The sequence below is a fragment of the Streptomyces sp. NPDC051940 genome, assembly GCF_040680895.1.
In the GTDB taxonomy this organism is placed as follows: Bacteria; Actinomycetota; Actinomycetes; order Streptomycetales; family Streptomycetaceae; genus Streptomyces.
In genome coordinates this window covers 12,253-31,052 of record NZ_JBFAXR010000063.1, presented here as the reverse complement: position 1 = coordinate 31,052, position 18,800 = coordinate 12,253, and the positions used below count along the sequence as shown (strand labels likewise).

Here is an 18,800-nt window from a genome sequence, read left to right as displayed (position 1 = left end):
ACATTTCCCGCGTGACGGCGGCGCTGTTCAGGGCCGCCGCACGCCTTCACGTGTGCCCCCTACGGGCGGGAGCGAGCGGTGAGCGGATCCCTGGGCGGGCCGGTCTGCGGGACCGGCACCACGGCGACACTGGTCACGGAGCGTCATCTGGCTGCCGCGGCGCCGGCCGACGCGGAGGACTTCCGTGGCGCCTTCCAGTCGGCGCATCTGGCGATGGCCGTCATCGGCAGCGACGGGCTGCTGCGTACGGCCAACGAACGGATGCTCACCCTTTTCGCGCTGCCCGGCACGGCCGACACCGCGGGTCCCGGCGCCCTCACCGGCGCCTCCGCCGCCGATCTGTGCGAGCTGCGCGACGAGCCGTGGATGTGGGGCTCCTTCATCGACGTACTCCAGGGGCGGCGGCCCCTGCTGCAGGTGTCGCGGCGGCTGACCACGGCGACGGGCTCGCCGCTGTGGGCTGAAGTAACGATCACCCCGCTGCCCGCCGGCGGCGCCCTGCTGTCGGTGGCCGACGTCGGCGAGGACCGGGAGCTGCGGGCCACACTGCGGCATCTGCAGATGCACGACGCGGTCACCCGGCTGCCGAACCGCGCCCTGTTCTTCGAGCGCCTCTCCGCGGCCCTGGAAGGGGCCCGCGACGGAGCGCGCGAGGGAGCCCGCGAAGGCGCCCGCGAGGGAGCCCCCGGCACTAGGGACGGAGCCCGGGACCCCGGGGGCAGCGGCCGGATCGGGCTGCTCTACCTCGACCTCGACGGCTTCAAGGCCATCAACGACACCCTCGGCCACCGCACCGGCGACCGGCTGCTCGCCGCGGTCGGCCAGCGGCTCACCCAGTGCGCCGGCGGACATCTGGTGGCCCGGCTCGGCGGGGACGAGTTCGCCGTGCTCATCGCCGACTCCACCGGCACCGACCAGGTCAGCGAACTCGCCTCGGCGGTGCTCAGCGCCCTGCAGGAACCGTTCGACCTGGCCGGGCAGCGGCAGTCGGTCTCCGCGAGCATCGGCGTGGTGGAACGCGTCGCGCGCGGCACGACGGCCACGGCGCTGATGCAGGCCGCCGACACGACGCTGTACTGGGCGAAGGCCGACGGCAAGGCCCGCTGGACGCTCTTCGACCCCGAGCGCAACGCGCACCGCATGACCCGCCAGGCCCTCTCCTCGGGACTGCGCCCGGCGGTGGAACGCGGCGAGTTCCAGCTGGCGTACCAGCCGCTCGTGGGGCTCGGCGACGGGGCCGTACGCGGCGTCGAGGCGCTGGTGCGCTGGCGGCATCCGCGGCTCGGACTGCTCGCGCCGAATCGGTTCATCGGATTGGCTGAGGAGAATGGGGCGATCGTCCCCCTCGGCCGCTGGGTGCTGCGTACGGCCTGCCGGCAGGCCCACGCGTGGCAGCAGTCGAGGCCGGACGAGCCCGTGTTCGTCAGCGTCAACGTCGCCGTGCGCCAGGTGTGGGACTCCGACCTGGTGGCGGACGTGGCGTCGATCCTGAAGGAGACGGGGCTGCCGCCCGGGCTCCTCCAGCTGGAGCTGACGGAGTCCGCGGTGATGGGCTCCGCGGGGCGCCCGCTGCAGGCCCTGCAGGAGTTGCACGAGATGGGCGTCGGGATCGCCATCGACGACTTCGGCACCGGCTACTCGAACCTCGCCTACCTCAGCCGGCTGCCGGTGACGACGCTGAAGCTGGACGGCTCCTTCGTCCGCGGCTTCCGCGACGCGGAGCACCCGAACCCGGCGGACGAGACGATCGTCGAGGCCCTGGTACACCTCGCCCACCAGCTCGGGCTGTCGGTGACGGCGGAGGGCGTCGAATCGGAGGACCAGGCACAGCGCCTGCGGGCGATCGGCTGCGACACGGCGCAGGGCTGGTTCTACAGCCGGGCGGTCCCGGCGGACCACATCACGGCACTGCTCCTGCGCTCCCCCGGGAGCTGACCGCCGGCGGGGCGGTCCACCCGGCCCGCGGTCCTGAAAGGAGCGCCCGCAGTCCTGAAGGGACCGCCCGCGTTCCTGAAAGGGCCGCCCGCGTTCCTACAGATACAACCCGGTCGAGTCCGCGGACCCCTCCAGCCGCTCGGCGGCCACCGCGTGCAGATCGCGCTCCCGCAGCAGCACGTACGCGATGCCGCGCACCTCGACCTCGCCGCGGTCCTCCGGGTCGTAGAGCACCCGGTCGCCGGGCTCCACCGTCCGCACGTTCTGCCCCACGGCCACCACCTCGGCCCAGGACAGGCGCTTGCCCACCTGCGCGGTCGCGGGGATCACGATGCCGCCGGACGAGCGGCGCTCGCCCTCGGTCGTATCGGTGCGGACGAGCACGCGGTCGTGCAGCATCCGGATGGGGAGCTTGTCGTGGGTCGGCGGGGAGGAGTCAGTCACGGTACGACGGTACCCGCGCGGGGGGACGGCCGCTGCCACCGGGGTTGGCCCGCGGCCCGCTCAGCGGCGCCGGCTGCCCTTGCGGGGCCGCCGCGAGCCCAGCGCCAGCAGCCCCACCACGGCCACCGCCGCCAGCGCCACGGGCACCACCCGGTCCAGCCGCGGCGAGCCGTCGGCCGCCACCAGCTGCGACTTCACCCCGGTGACGGCCCGGTTCGCGGCGACGAAGGCGCGGCCCGCGGCCTGGTCGACGGCGCCGAGCGTACGGGCCCGTACATCGCTCATGATCGCCTGCGGGTGCACCCGCGTCGCGAGTTCGTCGAGCGTCGCCGCCAGCTCCTGCCTGCGGCGGACGATCGCCGCCTCGATCTGCGCCGGGGTCCTGGCATCCGACACCGCGCTGCCTCCGCTCTGCCTCGCCGCGGGTCGCCGTATCGCCCGTCAGGCTTGTCCGATGTGCACAGTCTGTCAGCCGCTAGGCTCGACTGCGATATCGACCCCGCAATAGCCGTCACCCGCAAAGAGGAGCCCTCGCACTCATGAGCGACCGCCTGAAGCCCGGAGACACCGCCCCCGCGTTCACCCTCCCCGACGCCGACGGCAACGAGGTCTCCCTCGCCGAGCACGCCGGCCGCAAGGTCATCGTCTACTTCTACCCGGCGGCCCTCACCCCCGGCTGCACGAAGCAGGCCTGCGACTTCACGGACAACCTCGACCTCCTGGCGTCCGCCGGCTACGACGTCATCGGCGTCTCGCCCGACAAGCCGGAGAAGCTCGCGAAGTTCCGCGAGAAGGAGTCCCTGAAGGTCACCCTGGTGGGCGACCCGTCCAAGGCGGTGCTGGAGCAGTACGGCGCCTTCGGCGAGAAGACGATGTACGGCAGGAAGGTCACCGGCGTGATCCGCTCCACGATCGTCGTCGACGAGGCGGGCAAGGTCGAACACGCCTGGTACAACGTGCGCGCGACCGGCCACGTGGCCAAGCTCCTGAAGGACCTGAAGGTCGAGGCCTGAGGACCGCGATCCCCCCGCTCCGACTCCCCGGAGTGACGGATTCGCCCTCCTGGGCGGAAGAGCACTCACTCTACGTAACCTTACGATAGTCCGATCGTTGCTCTGTACGAGGACGGAAACTTCGTCGGAGGGGCAACACCATGGGGGCAAGTCCGTACACCCGCGAACGACTCACGGAGGCGGCCGCGGCGTCGGGAACGCTGACGGAGACGCTGGAGCGGTTGGGGGTGGATCCGCGGAGCGGGACGCGGCGGTACCTCCGGGAGCGGATGCGGAAGCTGGAAGTGGACACGTCGCACTTCGCAACGGAGAACGGGGCGCGCTGGACCAGGGACCGGCTGGCCGAGGCGGTCGCGGCCTCCACGAACATGTGCGAGGTGCTGCAGCACCTGGGCTTGGCCGTGGTCGGCGGAAACCATACGCACATCAGCCGCCGCGTCCGGTCGATGGGCATCGACACGTCCCACTTCGTCCGGTCAGCCAAAGGGGAGCGGTTGCGGCTCCGCTGGCGCCGCCCGGAGGAACGCCTCGTCCGGCAGGACCCGGCGACGGCGCGCCGCGTTCCCGGAGACCGCCTGAAGCGGGCGCTACTGAGCATCGGCGTACCCGAGCGGTGCGCCCGGTGCGGCCAGGGGCCGCAGTGGCGGCGCCGTCCGCTGCCTCTGGAGGTGGACCACATCGACGGCGACTGGCGTGACAACCGCGCAAGGAACCTCCGCCTGCTCTGCCCCAACTGCCATGCGGCCACGGACACCTACCGGGGGCGGGCCAACAGGAGGGCGGCCGCGTGAGCAGGCCGCAGCGGTACACCAGGGAGCGCCTCACCGAGGCGGCGCGGGTGTGCGGCGACATCGAGGCGGTCATCGCCCACCTGGGCACCCGACCCTACGACAGCCTCGAGCGCCACCTCTTCCGTCGATTCGACGAGATGGGCATCGACGTGTCGCATATGGCACGCCGTCCCAGGAGACGCCGGGCGTGCCCGCCCGCGGAGGTGCTCAGCGCGGCGGTGACCGGTTCGCGGTCCATCGCGGAGACACTCCGCAGCCTCGGGATCCCGGACACCGCAACCACGAGGAAGGCGCTGCGCACATGGGTGGCCGAGGAAGGCCTCGACACCTCGCACTTCCTCGGCCAGGCGCACCAGCGGGGCAGACCAGGACGGGTCCGGCGCATCCCGCCGGAGGAGATCCTCGTCCTCTCCGCCAACGGCCGCAGAACGAGGACGTTCATGCTGCGCCGCGCATTGCTGGAAACCGGCCGCCCGGAACGCTGCGCGGAGTGCGGCAACGACACGACGTGGCAGGGCGACCCGATCACGCTGGAGATCGACCACATCAACGGCGACTGGCTCGACAACCGCCCGGAGAACCTCCGCTTCCTGTGCCCGAACTGCCACGCGGTCACGGACACGTGGTGCCGGGGCGTTGCCCGGCCATAGCGAACGGACCTTGGGTGCGGCGGAGGCCTGCGGGTAGCATGACCAGCGCGCGGCCGTGATGGAATTGGCAGTCATGCTGGCTTTAGGTGCCAGTGGGGGAGACCCCGTGTGGGTTCGAATCCCACCGGCCGCACCCGATGTGGGGGCTGCCGGTCAATGGACCGGCAGCCCCCACGCCTTCGCCAGGAGTTCGTACGAGCGGACTCGTGCGTCGCCGCTGTGTGCCGGGGCCGTGAGCATCAGTTCCTGGGCGCCCGTGCGGGCGGTCAGCGCGCGCAGGTCTGTGACGACCTCGTCCGGGGTGCCGTGGACGACGTTCGCGAGCCAGCTGTCCGTGAACTCCGACTCCAGGGGGCTGAAGTCGTACGCCGCCGCCTCCTCCGGGGACGGGACCAGGCCGGGGCGGCCCGTGCGGAGCCGGAGCATCGACAGGGCCTGCGTGCGGACCTGGCGGTCCGCCTCCGCCGCGTCCTCCGTCGCGAGCGCCGAGACGCCGATCATGGCGTACGGGGCGGACAGCGCCGCCGAGGGGCGGAAGGAGGAGCGGTAGAGGTCCAGCGCCGGGAGTGTGTTCGCCGCCGAGAAGTGGTGGGCGAAGGCGAAGGGCAGGCCGAGTTCGCCGGCGAGCCGGGCGGAGAAGCCGGAGGAGCCGAGGAGCCAGATCGCGGGCCGGTCGGCGGACTGGACCCCGCCGGGGGCCTTGCCCTGTACCGGGCCGGGGACGGCGTGGATGCGGGCGTAGCGGTGGCCGGGCGGGAAGTCGTCGTCCAGGAAGTGCGTCAGCTCCGCGAGCTGGGAGGGGAACTCGTCCGCCCCCTCGGGGAGCGTCGTCGTGCGGCGCAGCGCCGCCGCCGTGGCCCCGTCCGTACCCGGTGCGCGGCCGAGTCCGAGGTCGACGCGGCCAGGCGCGAGCGCCTCCAGGGTGCCGAACTGCTCGGCGATCACGAGCGGCGCGTGGTTGGGGAGCATGACGCCGCCGGAGCCGAGCCGGATGCGGCCGGTGTGGGCGGCGAGGTGGGCGAGGATCACCGCGGGGGACGAGGAGGCGACGCCGGGCATGGAGTGGTGTTCGGCGACCCAGTAGCGCGTGTAGCCGAGGGTGTCCGCGGTCTGCGCGAGCCGTACGGAGGTGCGCAGCGCCTGCGCGGCGGTATGGCCGGTGCCGACGGTGGCGAGGTCCAGTACGGAGAGCGGGACGGCGGCGGCGTCGGACGACATGGCGGCGGGCCTCCAGGATTGCGGTGCGGGTGATGTGCCTTCAACCGTCAATCGGAGCGGGTCTCCGGTTATTCCCCGGCGGTGGCGTCGCAGCTCCCGGACGGGACCTCCCGCAAACGACTCTGGGCGTCCCCGAATCCTCGGGAACGCCCAGTGGTACGGAACGATCGGTACGCCGCCAGGGACTCGAACCCCGGACCCGCTGATTAAGAGTCAGCTGCTCTAACCAACTGAGCTAGCGGCGCCTGACTCGGCCGGAATCCGCGCAGAGCGCTGTCCAGCCTTGATCGTTCCGTAGTGCGCCGCCAGGGACTCGAACCCCGGACCCGCTGATTAAGAGTCAGCTGCTCTAACCAACTGAGCTAGCGGCGCTTGACGTCCTCAACTCTACAGGGTCCCGGTCAGTGGTCCCGACCACCCGTGGATGTGATCTAGATCGCCATGGACAGCAGCAGCGGCGCCGCGCTGCGGTTGAGCGCGTCCGTGGCGGCGCGGAGCCGGTGGGCGCTCTCCAGGGGCAGCGAGAGCGCCAGGGTGCCGACCCTGGAGCCGGCCGTCAGGGGGACCGCCGAGCACACCGTGCCCAGGGCGTATTCCTGCAGGTCGAGCGTGGGGACGGTGACAGGGTGCCGGTCGAGGGTGGCGAGGAACGCCTTCTCGTTGGTGACGGTCCGGGAGGTGAGCCGGGCGATGCGGTGGCGGGAGAGGTGGTCGCGCCGGGCGTCGAGGTCGAGCTGCAGCAGGAGGCACTTGCCGATGGCCGTGGCGTGGGCGGCGGAGCGGAAGTCGACCCACTCGTTGACCCGGGGGGCGGCGGGTCCGTCGGAGACGTGGGTGACCCTGATCTCGCCGTCCTCGTAGCGGCTGAGGTATATGGCGGCCCCGGTGCTCTCGCGCAGGGCGTCGAGGGCGGTCTGCAGCTTGTTCTGCAGGGCGCGGGTGCGGTCGGCGGTGGAGCCGAGGAGGACGAGGGACTCGCCGACCACATAGGAGCCGTCGGCGATCTGCTCGACGTACCCCTCGCGGCGCAACATGATCATCATGTGGGCGAGATGGCCCCCGGGGAGGCCGGTCTCGCGGGCGAGTTCCGCCGCGCTGACGCCGTCGTGGTGCCGGGTGACGGATTCGAGCACGCGGAAGGCGTGCTGCACCGAGTGGAACGGTGCCGTGGGTTCGGGCTTCACAGCCACGGTGCCCCCTGACCGACGGAGCGTTACTGTTCGAGAACCAGTCGTCGCTGCCGGTGACCACGGGAGGGCGTGATCCTGTGGCACCCGCAGGGCGGTTGCTTCCACGATAGCCGTGAACGGCGACCGTCCGGGCGCGAGTTGACGAGGCCCGGACGACCGGGTGGCGGGCCGGATCCGGCCCGCCACCTCGGACTTTGCCGATGGCATATGCCCACGGCGCGGCGCGGGGGGTGCGTCTCAGAGGATCGCCGAGAGGAACTCCCTGGTCCGCTCGTGCTCGGGCGCGCTGAAGATCTTCTCGGGAGATCCCTGCTCGATCACGCGGCCCTCGTTGAACATCAGGACCCGGTCCGAGATGTCCCGGGCGAAATTCATCTCATGGGTGACACAGAGCATCGTGATATCAGTCGATCGGGCGATGTCCCGCAGCAGATCCAGCACGCCGGCGACGAGCTCCGGGTCGAGCGCCGACGTCACCTCGTCCAGCAACAGGATCTCCGGCCGCATGGCCAGGGCCCGCGCGATGGCGACGCGCTGCTGCTGGCCGCCGGAGAGCTGGGTGGGGTGCGCGTCGATCTTGTCGGAGAGGCCGACGAGTTCGAGGAGTTCGCGGGCGCGCGCCTCCGCCTCGTCCTTCGACAGGCCGAGGACGTTGACGGGCGCCTCGATGATGTTCTGCAGCACCTTCATGTTGGGGAACAGGTTGAACTGCTGGAAGACCATGCCGATCTTCCGCCGTACCTGCCGCAGATGCCTCTCGTTCGCGGGCCTGAGTCTTCCGTCGGGGCCCTGGACATGGGTGAGCGGGTCGCCGTCCACCCAGATCACGCCGTCGCTGACCCGCTCCAGGGTCATCAGCAGCCGCAGGATGGTGGTCTTGCCGGAGCCGGAGGGTCCGATCAGCGTGACGTGCTGGCCGCGCTGGACGTCGAAGTCCAGGCGGTCGAGGACGGTGTGGTCGCCGTACCGCTTGACGACCTGGTCGAAGCGGACCAGGGGCCCGTCGGGGGTCGCGGCCGGCGCGTCCCCGGGCTCGGGTGCTTCCTTCAGGGGCTGGTCAGTGGCCAAGTCGCTTCTCCAGCTTTCTCATCATCAGCGAGGTCGGGTAGCTCGCCAGCAGGAAGATCACGCCGGCGAGCGTGAACGCCTCGGTGTAGGCGAAGTGGTCGGCGCCGTACTGACGGGCCTCGAAGACCATCTCCTCCACGGTGATCACGGCGAGGAACGGCGTCTCCTTGAACATGGAGATCGCGTAGTTGCCCAGCGCCGGCAGCACGTTGCGCACCGCCTGCGGCAGCACCACGGCCTGCCAGGTCCGCCGGGGCGACATCGACAGCGCCCGGCACGCCTCCCACTGGCCGCGGGGCACCGCGTCGATACCGGCGCGGTACACCTCGGAGGTGTAGGTGGCGTAGTGGATGCCGAGGACGGCGATGCCGATGGTCAGCGGGTCGACCGAGGTGAAGAAGGCGTACGCGCCCACCAGCTGCACCAGCAGCGGGGTGGAGCGGACGAACTCCATCAGCAGCTTCACCGGCACGGTGACCAGCCGGGTCGGGGCCCGCCCGGCCATGGCGGTCGCCAGGCCCAGCACGGCGGCGACCAGGATGCCCAGCACGGTCGCCAGCACCGTGGTCCTGAAGCCCTCCAGCAGCAGCGGCAGGGCGTCCTGTACGGCGTTCCAGTCCATCAGGCGACACCCGCCTTCGTGGTGCTGCGGCTGCGCAGCAGGCTGCCCGTCCCCGGGCGCCGGCCGAGCCGGGCGGCGGCGGACCGCTCCAGCGCGTTCATCAGGAACGTCAGCGCCGCGGCGAGGACGAAGTACATGACGAGCAGCGTCAGATACGCCTCGACCGTGTCGCCGGTGCGCTTGCGCAGGCCCTCCATGACGGTCATCAGGTCGGCGACCGAGATCAGCCACAGCAGCGGCGTGCACTTGACCAGCTGGATGAGCAGGTTGGCGAAGGGCGGGATCATCTGGACCCACGCCTGCGGCAGCACCACGCGGCGCATCTGCTGCAGCGGTGTCATGTTGAGGGCCACGGCGGCCTCGCGCTGGGCCCGCGGTACGGCGTTGACCGCGCCGCGTACGACCTCGGAGCCGTAGGCGCCGTAGTTGAGCCCGAAGGCGACCACGCCGCAGAACAGCGGGTCGAGTTCGTAGCCGAGCAGCTGCGGCATCGCGTAGTAGAGCCAGAAGAGCTGGATGTAGAGCGAGGTGCCGCGGAAGAACTCCACGACCGTCCGGGACAGCCCCCGCACGAGCAGCAGCCGGTGCAGGGCCGACAGGCCGAGCGCGAAGGACAGCACCAGGGCCAGAGCGGCGCCGTAGACGGTCGCCTGGATGGTGGTCCACAGCCCGTCGAGGACATCGGATCTGTTGTCGAGCAGTACGTCGAGGAAGTCACCCATGGGCGGGGATCAGCCCTTGCACAGGTCGGCGGTCTTCAGCTCGGCCGGCGGGACCTCTGTCTCGGTGAAGCCGTACTGGCCGATGAGGCCGACGAACCGCTGCTTGTCAGAAGTGATCTTCTTCAGCTGCTCGTTGAAGGCGTCGCGCAGGTCCTCGCTGCCCTTGCGGAAGACCGCGCCGCCCGGGCTGTACTGCTTGACCCCGTTCAGCTCGGGCAGGAAGGGGTCGGTGACCTGGGTCTCCGGGTTGGTCTTGGCGAGCCAGCGCAGCGAGATACCGGTGAGCAGGAACGCCTGGACGCGGCCGGCCTTGACGGCGTCGGCGCCGTCCTGGGAGCTCTGCAGCGTCTTGATCTTTCCGCCGTCGATACCGGCGCCCTCGGCGTAGTCGCCCTCCACGGCGCCGGACATGACGCCGATGGTGACGCCGGCCTGCTTGGCGGAGGCGAGGTCGGTGAGGCCCTCCGGGTTGCCCTTCCCGACCATCATCGCGGTGGGCGAGATGAACTCGGGCTCGGAGAAGAGGGCGTTGGCGCAGCGCTCCGGCGTGATCGCCATGCCGGCGCTGATCACGTCGTACTTGCCGGCCTGCAGGCCGGGGATCAGACCGTCCCATTCGGAGAGGGTGGGCCGGAGTTCGTCGACGCCGAGCGCCTTGAATATCTCCCGGTGGAGCGTGGGTGCCTCGCCCTTGAGTTCGTCGCCCTCCTTGTAGCCGTACGGGGCCTCGTTGGCGTACGCGACGCGGACGAAGCCCTGCTCCTTGAGCTTGTCCAGCACGCCCTTGCCGCCTTCGGCCTTCGCGGCGCCGCCCTCGTCGGTCTTGCTGCAGGCCGTGAGGGCGCCGGGGACCGCGAGCAGCCCCCCGACGGCCGCGGTCCTGGTCAGGAAGCCTCGGCGGGACAGGTTCGGGTAGTGAGCCATGCGGGTTCCAACCTCCAAGGAGGGCCGGTGATCAGACAAGGTGTGCGCCTGCCCTTGACCGGCGAAATATGCCCGGGCCCCCAGCGAGGTTATTGAACGTATATTCGGGCGTTATCTTTCCGTTATCATCCACGGAAGGCGCTGACCGGGGCATACCGGCGGATTCCCCGGGGAGGCTCGGGGGATGACCGAACGGTATGTGGAAGTCGTGCTGGCCCGGCGCCAGGTGAGCTGCACGGCCCGGCTGCTCGCCGATCGCGCGCCCCTGACCTGCGAGGCCGTCTGGAACGCGCTGCCCCTGGGCGGGGAGGTGTACCACGCGAAGTACGCGCGGAACGAGATCTACACCCTGCTGCCGGCGTTCGCCCCCGCCGAACCCCCGCTGGAGAACCCGACGGTGACCCCGATACCCGGCGACCTCTGCTACTTCAGCTTCACCGGCACCCAGCTCGGCACGTCCTCGTACGGGTACCGGTCCCCCGTCGGGGCGCGCGTGGTGGACCTGGCGCTGTTCTACGAGCGCAACAACCTGCTGATCAACGGCGACCAGGGCTGGGTGCCCGGCATCGTGTGGGGCACGGTCGTCGAGGGCCTGGACGCGATGGCCGACGCCTGCCAGGACCTGTGGCGGGCGGGGGCGCTCGGCGAGACCCTCGGCTTCCGGCGGGTGTGACGGTCAGCCGGCGGCCGGAACCGGCCGTACGGCCGCCCCCGCCCCGTACAGCGCGTGCGCGGTCCGCAGCACCAGCGCGTCCTGGTGCCGGGCCGCGACGAGTTGTACGCCGATGGGCAGGCCCTGCCCGTCCGTCCCGCAGGGGACGGTCGCCGCGGGCTGCTGGGTCATGTTGAAGGGGTACGTGAACGGCGTCCAGCCCGTCCACCGGGTGAAGCCCCGGCCCGCGGGCACCTCCGCGCCCGCCTCGAAGGCCGTCAGCGGCATGGTGGGCGTCACCAGCAGGTCGTACGACTGGTGGAAGCGGCCCATCGCCGACCCCAGCCGCATCCGCTCGTCCACCGCCGCCAGATACTCCAGCGCCGTGATCCGCGCCCCCTGCCCGGTGATCTCCCGCAGCCCCGGGTCGAGCAGTTCGCGCTGCTCGCGGCCCAGCGGCTGGACGACCCGGGCGGCGCCCGCGAACCACAGGGTGTGGAAAGCGGCCAGGGGCTCGCCGAACGGGGGGTCGGCCTCCTCGACGTACGCGCCGAGGTCCGCCAGCCGCCCGGCGACGGCCCGTACCGCCGCCGCGACCTCCTTGTCGACGGGCACCTGGCCGCCGAAGGACGCGCTGTACGCCACCCGCAGGCCCTTCACCCCGGCGTCCAGCCCCTCGCGGAAGCTGCCCGCCGCGGGGGCCAGCCCCGACCAGTCGCGCGGGTCCGGCGCGGCGATCACGTCCATCAGCAGCGCCGCGTCCGCCGCGTCCAGCGTCATCGGCCCGGTGTGGGAGAGGGTGCCGAAGGCGCTCGGCGGGTAGATCGGCACCCGTCCGTACGTCGGCTTCAGCCCGAAGATCCCGCAGAACGACGCCGGGATGCGGATCGAGCCGCCCCCGTCCGTACCCAGGCTCAGCGCCCCCGCGCCCAGCGCTACCGCCGCCGCGGAGCCGCCGCTGGAACCGCCGGCGGTGCGCGCGGGGTCGTGCGGGTTGACCGTCACCCCGTACCGGGGGCTGTCGGTGACGCCCTTCCAGCCGAACTCGGGGGTCGTGGTCTTGCCGAGGAACACCGCCCCGTGTTCGCGCATCCGCGCCACGGCGGGCGCGTCCTCGTCCCAGGAGCCGGTGTCCTTCACGGTCGACGAGCCGCGGAAGGTGGGGCGCCCGCGCTGCAGCATGATGTCCTTCACGGTCACCGGCACCCCGTCCAGCAGCCCCTCGGGCTCGCCGCGCCGCCATCTGAGCGCCGCCGCGCGGGCCTGCTCCAGGGCGCCGTCCGCGTCGACGTACACGAACGCGTTGGTACGGGACTGCGCCTCGCGCGCCCGTTCCAGCGCCGCCTCCACGGCGTCGACCGGGCTGAACGCGCCCGTCCGGTACCCCTCGACGATCCGGACCGCCGTCAGCCCCGCCAGCTGCGTCATCGCCACTCCCTCACTGCCTCGCCGTGTGCACAGCCTTACCCGCGAATCGCCTCCTTGCCACGGGGGCGGCGGGAACGGCGTACGGTCGCCCGAGTTGTGAGGATTGACCGCACTCGGCGGGCAGCCCTACCGTCGTGGACAGAGTTCGTCGCACCACGGAAGAATGAGGGCGGCCGATGGACGTCTCCTTCCTCGGGGGCCCGCGGCCCCAGCGCGGTGTCGGGGTGGTCGCCCCGTTCGACTTCGCCCTGGACCGGGAGCTGTGGCGCTGGACGCCCGCCGACGTGTCGCTCCATCTGACCCGCACCCCGTACGTGCCGGCCGAGGTGAGCGTGGACCTGGCCCGGCTGGTCAGCGAGCACGCGACGCTGCGCGAGGCGTCGCGGGCCCTGGTCGCCGTGGAGCCGGAGGTCATCGCGTACGCCTGCGCCTCGGGCAGCTTCGTCGACGGGCACGCCGGGCAGCGGGCGGTGGCCGCCGCGATCGCCGCCGCGGCGCGGGTGCCGGCGGTGACGACGTCCGGGGCGATGACGGAGGCGCTGCGGCTGCTGGGCGCCCGGCGGGTGGCGCTGGTCACCCCGTACACGCGGTCGGTGACGGACGCGCTGGCCGCGTATCTCGCGGAGGACGGCGTCCAGGTCACCGGGCGGGCGGACCTCGGGCTGACCCGGCTGATCTGGCGCGTGCCCTACCGCGACGTGATGGACATGGCCCGGCGGGCGGTGGGGGCGGAGCGCCCGGACGCGCTGTTCATCAGCTGCACCAACCTCCCGACGTACGACGCGATCCCGCAGCTGGAGGCGGAGCTGCGGCTGCCGGTGCTGACGGCCAACCAGGTCACCATGTTCGCGGCGCTGCGCCGGATCGGCGCGCAGGCGGTGGGCCCGTACCAGGCGCTGCTGGACCCGGCCGCGCGGGCGCAGTGGGGCGGGGCCTCGGAGCCGGTGTGAGGCAGGGCCTCGGAGCCGGTGTGGGGCGGGCTTCGGAGCCGTTGTGAGAGGCGGCGGCAGCGGTGGTCCGCGTCCGCCGGATGGACGTAACAGCCGTCTGATCCGGCCGTTACGGGGAAGAGGGCACCCATGACCATCGGCTTCCTGTACCCAGGACACTCCGCGGAGGACGACTACCCGGCCCTCGGGTCGCTGCTGGGCGTGCCCCTGCGGGTCGCCCACACGGAGATCGGCGAGGACGCGCACCGCGTCGACGCCCTGCTGCGGATGGGCGCGCTGCCGCGGCTGACGGCCGCCCTCGACGGGCTGGGGGAGGTGGACGCGGTGGTGTGGGCGTGCACGTCCGCGAGCTTCGTCTACGGCTGGGACGGGGCGCTGGAGCAGGTGCGCGAGCTGTCGGCGGCGGCCGGGGTGCCCGCCTCCTCGACGTCCTTCGCCTTCGCGCACGCGGTGCACGCGCTGGGCGTGACGCGGGTGGCGGTGGCGGCGACGTATCCGGCGGACGTGGCGGGGCTGTTCGCGGAGTTCCTGCGCGACGCGGGGGCGAAGGTCGTCTCGACGCGGGCCCACGGCATCGTGACGGCCGCGGAGGTCGGCGCGCTGGGCCGGGAGCAGGTGGTGGAGCTGGCGCGGGCCGGCGACCACCCCGAGGCGGAGGCGGTGCTGCTGCCGGACACGGCGCTGCACACGGCGGCCCACATCCCCGCCGTGGAGGAGGCGCTGGGCAAGCCGGTGCTGACGGCGAACCAGGTCACGGTGTGGGAGGGGCTGCGACTGGTGGGGCGGACGGTGGGAACGCGGCCGATGCTGGGCGCGTTGTTCACAACAGCACGCTGAAAGAAGTCCGTTGCCGGTTCCCGGCAGTTTCGAATCGGCTGAATCTCCTGGCCCTGGTGAGGCTACGGCAGCCCGTGCGGCGGGAATATTCACGGTGTCCGATCGGTGTGCGCGGTCCGAACACGGGGGGTGTGGGGCATGACCGACGAGTTCCGCGACGACGACGTGCTGCAGCCGCCCGTCCTCGACGCGTCTTCCCTGAGCAACCTCGACGTCGACATCCGGCTGGCCGTCATCGAGTACGCCGACGTGGCGGCCTCGTACGCGGCCGTGGCCACCGCCTGCGGGGTGCCGCCCACGGTGCTGCGGGACTACGAGATCGTGGTCGACGTGCTGGCGCTGGCCCGCCGGCTGCCCGCGGACGAGGTCCCGGCGGTGCTGGTGATCGGCACGCGGGCGCTCAAGCGCGTACACCGGTCGCTGATGCCGGGGACGGGCGGGTCGGCGGCGGCGTAGCGGGGCGGCGGCACGGCGGGGCGGTGACGTCACCCGTGTCGTAATCACGACAGTTTCAGCCCTGGCGGAAAGCCGCCACGGCGGCTACCCGCCCGCCAGGGGCCGCTGCGCGGACGTGATCGTTCCGTGTACATCCTGTGCATGACCTTCATATCCAGACGCCGGTCCGCGCTGGCCGCGACCGCCACCGCGGTCGCGCTCGGCGGTGGTCTGCTGCTGCCGCAGAACGCGGCGCAGGCGGACCCGGCCACGGCGGAGCACTCCCCCGACCGCGCCGCACTCACGTCGTACGACATCACCCTGATCACCGGCGACGTCGTCCACTACCGGGAACTCGCCGGCGGCGACGACACGGTGACCGTCGACCGCCCCGACGGGGCGACGGCCGGCGTGCACATCGAGCGCTACGGCGAGGACACGTACGTGCTGCCCGCCGAGGTGCTGCCGCTGCTGGCGGCGGACCGGGTGGACCGGCGGCTGTTCAACGTGACCGCTCTCGCCGCGATGGGGCTGGACGACGCGCACGCGGACGGCATCCCGGTGATCGCCGCCGCGCCGAAGTCCCGTTCCGCCCAGCCGCCCGCGACGCCGAAGGGCGCGGCGAAGGTCCGTACGCTCGAGTCGATCGGCGCGACGGCGCTGAAGGCCGACAAGGACACCGCGCGCGCCTTCTGGGACGCCGTCACCCCCGCCGCACGGAACTCGCGGACGCTGGACGGCGGCATCGGCAAGCTGTGGCTGGACGGCCGGGTGGAGGCCGACCTCAGCGAGTCCGTGCCGCAGGTGGGCGCGCCGCAGGCGTGGGCCGAGGGCCTCGAAGGTACGGGCGTCAAGGTCGCCGTGCTGGACAGCGGGATCGACACGACGCACCCGGACGTCAAGGACCGCCTCGTCGGCACGAAGAGCTTCATCCCCGGCGAGGAGGTCACCGACGGCCACGGCCACGGCACCCACGTCGCCTCCACGGTCGTCGGCTCCGGCGCCGCCTCGGGCGGTGCGAAGAAGGGCGTGGCGCCCGGCGCCGGCCTGCTCGTCGGCAAGGTGCTGGCGAACGACGGCTACGGGTCGGAGTCCGGGATCGTCGAGGGCATGGAGTGGGCGAAGGCGCAGGGCGCCGACGTCGTGTCCATGAGCCTGGGCACCCAGGTCGGCGACGACGGCAACACCCCGGAGTCGCAGGCGCTGAACGCCCTGTCGGCGAACGGCGGTCCGCTGTACGTCGTGGCGGCCGGCAACGCCTACTCCCCCGGCACCATCGGCTCGCCCGGCTCCGCCGCGGCGGCGCTGACGGTCGCCGCCGTGGACAAGGGCGACGGGCGCGCCTCGTTCTCCAGCCAGGGCCCGCTGACGGGTTCGTACGCCCTGAAGCCGGACATCTCCGGGCCCGGCGTGGACATCTCCGCCGCCGCCTCGCAGGCGGTGCCGGGCTGGACGGGCGGCATGTACCGCACCATGAGCGGCACGTCGATGGCGACCCCGCACGTGGCGGGCGCGGCGGCGATCGTGAAGCAGGCGCACCCGGACTGGGACGCGCAGCGCGTCAAGGACGCGCTGATGTCGGCGTCGAAGAAGCTGACGGACTACAGCCCGTACGAGATGGGCACCGGCCGCCTCGACATCCCCGCCACCCTGCACACCACGATCGAGGCCACCGGCTCAGTCCCGGCCGCGGTCTACAAGTGGCCGCACGACGGCGCCGCGGCGGCCGAGCGCACGGTGACCTACCGCAACACCGGTACGGCGGACGCCACGCTGGACCTGGCGCTGGACACCGAGGACCCGGCGTACACCCTGTCGGCGAAGACCGTCACGGTCCCGGCGGGCGGCACCGCCGACGTGAAGCTGACGCTGGACCCGGCGAACGTGCCGGCGGACACGTCCTTCTCGGGCCAGCTCACCGCCACCGACGCCGCCACCGGAGCGGTCGCCGCCCACACGGGCTTCGCGCTGTACAAGGAGCGCGAGCTGTACGACCTCACGCTGGAGCTGAAGGACCGCGCCGGCAATCCGGCCGCCGGCGTCGTCGCCCTGACGTGGGAGGGCAACAGCGCGCCGTTCAACGTGCTCGTGGACGGTTCCCGGACGCTGCGGATGCCCGTCGGCACCTACACCGCGTGGTCGTACCTCGACGTGCCGGGGGACAGCCCCGACGCACTGGGCGTGGCCTTCCTGACCGCCCCGGAGACGGTGCTGTCCGGCCCCACCACGGTCACGCTGGACGCGAGCAAGGCGCACGCGGCGAACGTGCGGGCGCCGAAGGAGGCCGAGGTCTCGCAGACGGTCCTGGACTACCACCGCATGTACGCGGACGGCACGGGCACCGGCGGCATCGGCTTCGACTCGCAGTTCGTGCTGCTGCCGTACTACGACACGGTCTATCTGAGCCCGACCGAGCGGATCACCAAGGGCGAGTTCAGCTTCATGACGCGCTGGCGGCTGCGCGAGGAGTTCCTCGACGCGGAAACCGGCAGCGGTGCCGACGTACAGCTGACCGGCCAGGCGGGCACGGCGTTCAAGGACGGCACCCGCAAGCTCGCCACCGTGTACGCCGGCGAGGGCGCCGCGGCCGACTACGAGGGCCTGGACGCCCGCGGCAAGGCGGTCGTGGTCGAGCGGTCCGACACGGTCGACGCCAAGACCCGCGCGGCCAACGCGACCGCGGCCGGCGCGGCGATGATCGTCACCGTCAACGACGGCCGGGGCCGGCTGTACGAGGCGTACGGCGCGCAGCAGATCACCGTGGCGTCGGCGCGGGCGGGAGAGGGCGCGCGGCTGATCGCGGAGGCGAAGTCAGGGCACGGTGTGCTGCGGGTGGACGAGCAGCGCTTCGCGGACTACCTGTACGACCTGGCGCGGGTGTACCGCGACGCGATCCCGGACCGGGCGCTGGACTACCGCCCCTCGGAGGACGACCTGGCGAAGGTCACCGCGAGGTACTACGGCCACCGCGACACCCTGGGCGGCGGGTTCCGCTACTACGTCCCGGTGCGCGAGATCGGCCGCGGGCGCGGGGTGGGCCTCGGGGAGTACGAGGCGTACCCGTCGGTGCGTACGGAGTACGTCTCGCCGCAGTACGGGGACAGCTTCTGGTACGAGGACCACACCGCCGGATACGACAGCCCTGAGCAGCAGCAGATGCGCGGCGGCGCGGACCGCTACCGGGCCGGCAAGGCCTACTCCACCGAATGGTTCGCCCCGGTGCACCACCCGCGCTTCGGCGACGGGTTCGAGAGCACCATCACCGACAACTGGGGTGTCCAGGTGAACATCCCGACGTTCTCGGACGACGGCGCGGGACACTCCGGCGTGATGACGGGCGCCTACGACGAGTACGCGTCCGGCACCATCGCCCTGTACGACGGCGGCGCGCTGGTCAAGCAGTCCAAGGGCGGCTTCATCTGGGCGGATCTGCCGCGTGAGGCCAAGCCCTACCGGGTGGTGGCGCAGGCGGTGCGTGACGGTGAGCTGTGGCGGACCTCGACCAAGGTCCGCACCGAGTACGGCTTCACGCACCACCCGAACGCCGAGGGCGACTACACCCGTTACGACCTGAAGCTGCTCAACCTGGCCTTCGACGTCCCCACCGACCTGCGGGGCGACGCGGCGGCGGGCCGGGCGCTGACGGTCGGGCTGGGCGCCGAGACCGGGGACTGGATCGCCGGCGAGCAGTTCAAGGGCGAGTCGGCCACCCTGTCCGTGTCGTACGACGACGGTGCCACCTGGCAGGCGGTGCCGGTGACGAAGACCGCCGCGGGCCGCTGGACGGCGAAGTTCACCACGCGGGACACCCCGGGCGGATTCGTCTCCCTGCGCGCGTCGTCGAAGGGCCCCGACGGGCTGAGCGTCAGCCAGGAGGTCATCCGGGCGTTCGGTCTGAAGTAGCCGTAGACGAAAAGGAAT

18 protein-coding genes and 3 tRNA genes are annotated in these 18,800 nt (G+C 72.1%); 10 read left to right on the top strand and 11 right to left on the bottom strand.

The annotated features are described in order from the left end of the window. Window positions 1-213 precede the first annotated feature (213 nt). Entirely contained in the window at window positions 214-1,935 is a 1,722-nt protein-coding gene (locus AB0M28_RS23595; protein ID WP_365408292.1) for an EAL domain-containing protein, read from the top strand. Between the two features lie 96 nt (window positions 1,936-2,031). On the opposite strand, the gene AB0M28_RS23590 is transcribed toward AB0M28_RS23595, so the two are convergent. Further along, window positions 2,032-2,334, bottom strand: a complete 303-nt coding sequence (locus AB0M28_RS23590) for a co-chaperone GroES (protein WP_365408289.1) — start codon at window positions 2,332-2,334, stop codon at window positions 2,032-2,034. Between the two features lie 105 nt (window positions 2,335-2,439). After that, window positions 2,440-2,775 (bottom strand): DUF3618 domain-containing protein, encoded by a 336-nt coding sequence (locus tag AB0M28_RS23585; protein WP_365408235.1) that lies wholly within the window; start codon window positions 2,773-2,775, stop codon window positions 2,440-2,442. A gap of 143 nt (window positions 2,776-2,918) precedes the next feature. On the opposite strand from AB0M28_RS23585, the gene bcp reads away from it, so the two are divergent. The 4 genes from bcp (at window position 2,919) to AB0M28_RS23565 (ending at window position 4,966) form a co-directional block, all read left to right on the top strand. Then, window positions 2,919-3,392: a thioredoxin-dependent thiol peroxidase gene (bcp, locus tag AB0M28_RS23580; RefSeq protein WP_365408233.1), complete on the top strand. Its 474-nt coding sequence runs from the start codon at window positions 2,919-2,921 to the stop codon at window positions 3,390-3,392. Window positions 3,393-3,532: 140 nt separating this feature from the next. Continuing rightward, window positions 3,533-4,183 (top strand): HNH endonuclease, encoded by a 651-nt coding sequence (locus tag AB0M28_RS23575; protein ID WP_365408230.1) that lies wholly within the window; start codon window positions 3,533-3,535, stop codon window positions 4,181-4,183. Further along, the gene (locus AB0M28_RS23570; RefSeq protein WP_365408227.1) at window positions 4,180-4,833 is read left to right on the top strand and encodes an HNH endonuclease signature motif containing protein; all 654 of its coding nucleotides are present in this window, start codon (window positions 4,180-4,182) and stop codon (window positions 4,831-4,833) included. Before AB0M28_RS23575 ends, AB0M28_RS23570 begins: the two co-directional genes overlap by 4 nt. Window positions 4,834-4,882: 49 nt before the next feature. Then, window positions 4,883-4,966 (top strand) — tRNA-Leu (locus tag AB0M28_RS23565). Window positions 4,967-4,986: 20 nt separating this feature from the next. Here AB0M28_RS23565 and AB0M28_RS23560 read toward each other — a convergent pair. From AB0M28_RS23560 to ehuB, 8 genes are all read right to left on the bottom strand, one after another. After that, window positions 4,987-6,051 (bottom strand): LLM class flavin-dependent oxidoreductase, encoded by a 1,065-nt coding sequence (locus tag AB0M28_RS23560; protein WP_365408224.1) that lies wholly within the window; start codon window positions 6,049-6,051, stop codon window positions 4,987-4,989. A gap of 171 nt (window positions 6,052-6,222) precedes the next feature. Further along, window positions 6,223-6,296, bottom strand: a tRNA-Lys gene (locus AB0M28_RS23555). 53 nt (window positions 6,297-6,349) lie between these two features. After that, window positions 6,350-6,423: transfer RNA gene (locus AB0M28_RS23550), tRNA-Lys, on the bottom strand. A gap of 59 nt (window positions 6,424-6,482) precedes the next feature. Beyond that, window positions 6,483-7,241: an IclR family transcriptional regulator C-terminal domain-containing protein gene (locus AB0M28_RS23545; RefSeq protein WP_365408222.1), complete on the bottom strand. Its 759-nt coding sequence runs from the start codon at window positions 7,239-7,241 to the stop codon at window positions 6,483-6,485. Between the two features lie 237 nt (window positions 7,242-7,478). Then, on the bottom strand, window positions 7,479-8,291 hold the full coding sequence (gene ehuA / locus AB0M28_RS23540) for an ectoine/hydroxyectoine ABC transporter ATP-binding protein EhuA (protein ID WP_365408286.1): 813 nt from the start codon (window positions 8,289-8,291) through the stop codon (window positions 7,479-7,481). Window positions 8,292-8,298: 7 nt separating this feature from the next. Then, on the bottom strand, window positions 8,299-8,931 hold the full coding sequence (gene ehuD, locus AB0M28_RS23535; protein WP_365408219.1) for an ectoine/hydroxyectoine ABC transporter permease subunit EhuD: 633 nt from the start codon (window positions 8,929-8,931) through the stop codon (window positions 8,299-8,301). Then, entirely contained in the window at window positions 8,931-9,653 is a 723-nt protein-coding gene (ehuC, locus tag AB0M28_RS23530) for an ectoine/hydroxyectoine ABC transporter permease subunit EhuC (protein ID WP_365408216.1), read from the bottom strand. The genes ehuD and ehuC overlap by 1 nt, the downstream gene beginning before the upstream one ends. Before the next feature lie 9 nt (window positions 9,654-9,662). Then, window positions 9,663-10,577 carry an ectoine/hydroxyectoine ABC transporter substrate-binding protein EhuB gene (ehuB, locus tag AB0M28_RS23525; protein ID WP_365408213.1) on the bottom strand — a complete coding sequence of 305 codons (915 nt, stop codon included), beginning with the start codon at window positions 10,575-10,577 and terminating at the stop codon, window positions 9,663-9,665. A 184-nt stretch (window positions 10,578-10,761) separates the two neighbouring features. On the opposite strand from ehuB, the gene AB0M28_RS23520 reads away from it, so the two are divergent. Beyond that, window positions 10,762-11,250 (top strand): DUF3830 family protein, encoded by a 489-nt coding sequence (locus AB0M28_RS23520; protein WP_365408211.1) that lies wholly within the window; start codon window positions 10,762-10,764, stop codon window positions 11,248-11,250. A 3-nt stretch (window positions 11,251-11,253) separates the two neighbouring features. Here AB0M28_RS23520 and AB0M28_RS23515 read toward each other — a convergent pair whose 3' ends face one another. Next, window positions 11,254-12,657, bottom strand: coding sequence for an amidase (locus AB0M28_RS23515; protein WP_365408208.1), 1,404 nt, complete (start codon window positions 12,655-12,657; stop codon window positions 11,254-11,256). Window positions 12,658-12,833: 176 nt separating this feature from the next. On the opposite strand from AB0M28_RS23515, the gene AB0M28_RS23510 reads away from it, so the two are divergent. The 4 genes from AB0M28_RS23510 to AB0M28_RS23495 all read left to right on the top strand — a co-directional run bounded on the left by AB0M28_RS23510 (window position 12,834) and on the right by AB0M28_RS23495 (window position 18,782). Next, entirely contained in the window at window positions 12,834-13,607 is a 774-nt protein-coding gene (locus tag AB0M28_RS23510) for a decarboxylase (RefSeq protein ID WP_365408205.1), read from the top strand. A 129-nt stretch (window positions 13,608-13,736) separates the two neighbouring features. Continuing rightward, window positions 13,737-14,444, top strand: a complete 708-nt coding sequence (locus AB0M28_RS23505; protein WP_365408202.1) for a decarboxylase — start codon at window positions 13,737-13,739, stop codon at window positions 14,442-14,444. A 138-nt stretch (window positions 14,445-14,582) separates the two neighbouring features. Continuing rightward, window positions 14,583-14,900, top strand: coding sequence for a hypothetical protein (locus AB0M28_RS23500; protein ID WP_365408199.1), 318 nt, complete (start codon window positions 14,583-14,585; stop codon window positions 14,898-14,900). A gap of 141 nt (window positions 14,901-15,041) precedes the next feature. Then, window positions 15,042-18,782, top strand: coding sequence for a S8 family serine peptidase (locus AB0M28_RS23495; RefSeq protein ID WP_365408196.1), 3,741 nt, complete (start codon window positions 15,042-15,044; stop codon window positions 18,780-18,782). Window positions 18,783-18,800 lie beyond the last annotated feature (18 nt).